This window comes from Mesorhizobium sp. M1A.F.Ca.IN.020.03.2.1 (assembly GCF_004023205.1).
Taxonomy (GTDB): Bacteria; Pseudomonadota; Alphaproteobacteria; order Rhizobiales; family Rhizobiaceae; genus Mesorhizobium.
Map to the genome: position 1 here is coordinate 1 of NZ_RZSV01000418.1, position 2,195 is coordinate 2,195.

Consider the following 2,195-nt stretch of genomic DNA (forward strand, 5'->3'; position numbering starts at 1 on the left):
CATCACCTTCCTCGAGGGCCTGTCGCTGAGGCGCCCGACGGCAGCGCATTGCGGCGAGGTCGGCAGGGCGTTGGCCGCGCTCCATCTCGCGGGGCAGGATTTCCCGATGAAGCGGCCGAACGCGCTTGCCATCGACGGCTGGCGCAAGCTCTGGGCGGCGTCGCGCGATCGCGCCGACGAGGTCGAGCCGGGGCTCGCGGCCGAAGTCGACGCGGACTTCCTGGATTTTGGGCGCAACTGGCCGACCCGCCTGCCACAAGGCATCATCCACGCGGATCTCTTCCCGGACAATGTCTTCTTCCTTGGCGAGAAGCTGTCCGGGCTGATCGATTTCTATTTCGCCTGCGACGACCTCTATGCCTATGATGTCGCCACGTGCCTCAACGCCTGGTGCTTCGAGAAGGACTTTTCCTTCAACCTCACCAAAGGGGCCGCGCTGCTTGCCGGCTACCAGTCGGTGAGGCCGCTTGAGGGAGAGGAAAAAGCGGCGCTGCCGATGCTGGCGCGCGGCTCGGCGCTACGCTTCATGCTGACCAGGCTCTATGATTGGCTGACCATTCCCAACGGCGGGCTAGTGATGAAGCGCGATCCGACCGAATATATCCGCCGCATGCGCTTCCACCGGGCGATCAAGTCTCCATCAGAATACGGACTGACATGAACAAGCAAATCGAGATCTTCACCGACGGCGCCTGCTCGGGCAATCCCGGGCCGGGCGGCTGGGGCGCGGTGCTGCGCTATAACGGCGTCACCAAGGAGCTGTCGGGCGGCGAGGCCGAGACCACCAACAACCGCATGGAGCTGCTTGCCGCCATCAGCGCGCTCGATGCGCTGAAGGAGCCCTGCACGGTCGATCTCTATACGGACAGCAAATACGTCATGGACGGCATTTCCAAATGGATCCATGGCTGGAAGAAGAACGGCTGGAAGACCGGCGAGAGGAAGCCGGTCAAGAACGGTGAGCTCTGGCAGGCGCTCGACGAGGCCAACAGGCGACACAAGGTTATCTGGCATTGGGTGAAGGGCCATGCCGGCCACCCGGAGAACGAGCGCGCCGACGAACTGGCAAGGCAAGGCATGGGGCCGTTCAAGCCGAAGCAGGCGCGGCCGGCACCGGTTGCGGCTGCGCCGCAGAAGGCTGGTGCTCCGGCCAGGAAGCCCGCGCCCCGACGCTCGACCCAGAGCTATTGACGCGCCTGACGTTCTCTACCGGATCGCCAGCGCCGTGGAGAACAGGCCGAGGGCGAAGACCGTGTGCGAGACGAGGTTGAGCGCGCGCACCAGCATCGGGTTGGGCGTCCTCGACGCTGCCCAGCCGGCGCCCATGCCGGGCGCCAGCAGGAACCAGCCGGCGCCGACGGTGACGATGCCGAGGATGAAGGCCGGCAGGAAGGTCGGCGCTGCCAGCCAGCCCGTTCCCGCCAGCACGACCAGGATCACGCCGTAGAGAATTCCGACGAGATAGTGGAACGCCCAGCCCAGCGCCTTTTCATGCGTGTAGAGGGCGGCCTGACTGATATCGTCATGGAAGACCTTCTCGGGCAGATGCCGGACCCAGCGGCCGACCATGCCCCAATTCGGCCGCGGCAGCCCGAACGCCTTGTTGAGGATAATCGCCCAGACGTCCATGAAGACCGTGGCGCCGATGCCGATCGCGATGGCGCGCCAGACAATGTCGAGCATCAGAGCTGCTCGAGGATTTTGGCCGCCCCGCTCTCGTCGACACCTGGCTTGGCTTCGACATTGAGAGCCACGACCTTGCTGTCATCGACGATCATCGAAAAGCGCTTCGAGCGCAGCCCCATGCCGTTCGCGGAAAGGTCATTGTCAAGTCCGACCGACTTGGCGAAGTCTCCGCTGCCGTCGGCGAGATAGAGGATCTTGCCTTCGCCACCGGTGAAACGTGCCCAGGCGCCCATGACATGGACGTCGTTGACCGAGACGACCGCGATAGTGTCGACGCCGCGCGCCACGATGGCGTCGTGGTTCTCGAGATAGCCCGGCAGATGATTGTTGCTGCAGGTTGGCGTGAAGGCGCCGGGAACGCCGAACAGCACCACCTTCTTGCCGGCGAAAATCTCGGCGCTGGTCATCGGCTTGGCGCCATCGGCGGTCATCACCTTGAAAATCGCTTCGGGCAGTTTTTCGCCAACCGAAATGGTCATGGTTTCCTCGTTTGGGAGATTGGGAAGGAT

At 64.0% G+C, this 2,195-nt stretch carries 4 protein-coding genes; 2 read left to right on the forward strand and 2 right to left on the reverse strand.

Translation table 11 applies throughout. The annotated features are described in order from the left end of the window. Both EOA79_RS31545 and rnhA read left to right on the forward strand, forming a co-directional pair. The coding region (locus tag EOA79_RS31545; RefSeq protein ID WP_128293660.1) for a phosphotransferase at positions 1-661 on the forward strand (661 nt) is incomplete at its 5' end. Beyond that, positions 658-1,191: a ribonuclease HI gene (gene rnhA, locus EOA79_RS31550; RefSeq protein WP_095823796.1), complete on the forward strand. Its 534-nt coding sequence runs from the start codon at positions 658-660 to the stop codon at positions 1,189-1,191. The genes EOA79_RS31545 and rnhA, both read left to right, overlap by 4 nt. 15 nt (positions 1,192-1,206) lie before the next feature. On the opposite strand, the gene EOA79_RS31555 is transcribed toward rnhA, so the two are convergent. Both EOA79_RS31555 and EOA79_RS31560 read right to left on the reverse strand, forming a co-directional pair. After that, positions 1,207-1,683 carry a DUF2938 domain-containing protein gene (locus EOA79_RS31555; RefSeq protein ID WP_067327862.1) on the reverse strand — a complete coding sequence of 159 codons (477 nt, stop codon included), beginning with the start codon at positions 1,681-1,683 and terminating at the stop codon, positions 1,207-1,209. Next, positions 1,683-2,165, reverse strand: a complete 483-nt coding sequence (locus EOA79_RS31560) for a peroxiredoxin (RefSeq protein WP_095800347.1) — start codon at positions 2,163-2,165, stop codon at positions 1,683-1,685. The genes EOA79_RS31555 and EOA79_RS31560 overlap by 1 nt, the downstream gene beginning before the upstream one ends. Positions 2,166-2,195: the final 30 nt, after the last annotated feature.

What these genes read in the sequence shown, in the direction of transcription:
- rnhA (WP_095823796.1), top strand. Translation starts at nt 658, where the DNA reads ATGAACAAGCAAATCGAGATCTTCACCGACGGCGCCTGCTCGGGCAAT.
- EOA79_RS31560 (WP_095800347.1), bottom strand. Translation starts at nt 2,165, where the DNA reads ATGACCATTTCGGTTGGCGAAAAACTGCCCGAAGCGATTTTCAAGGTG.
- EOA79_RS31555 (WP_067327862.1), bottom strand. Translation starts at nt 1,683, where the DNA reads ATGCTCGACATTGTCTGGCGCGCCATCGCGATCGGCATCGGCGCCACG.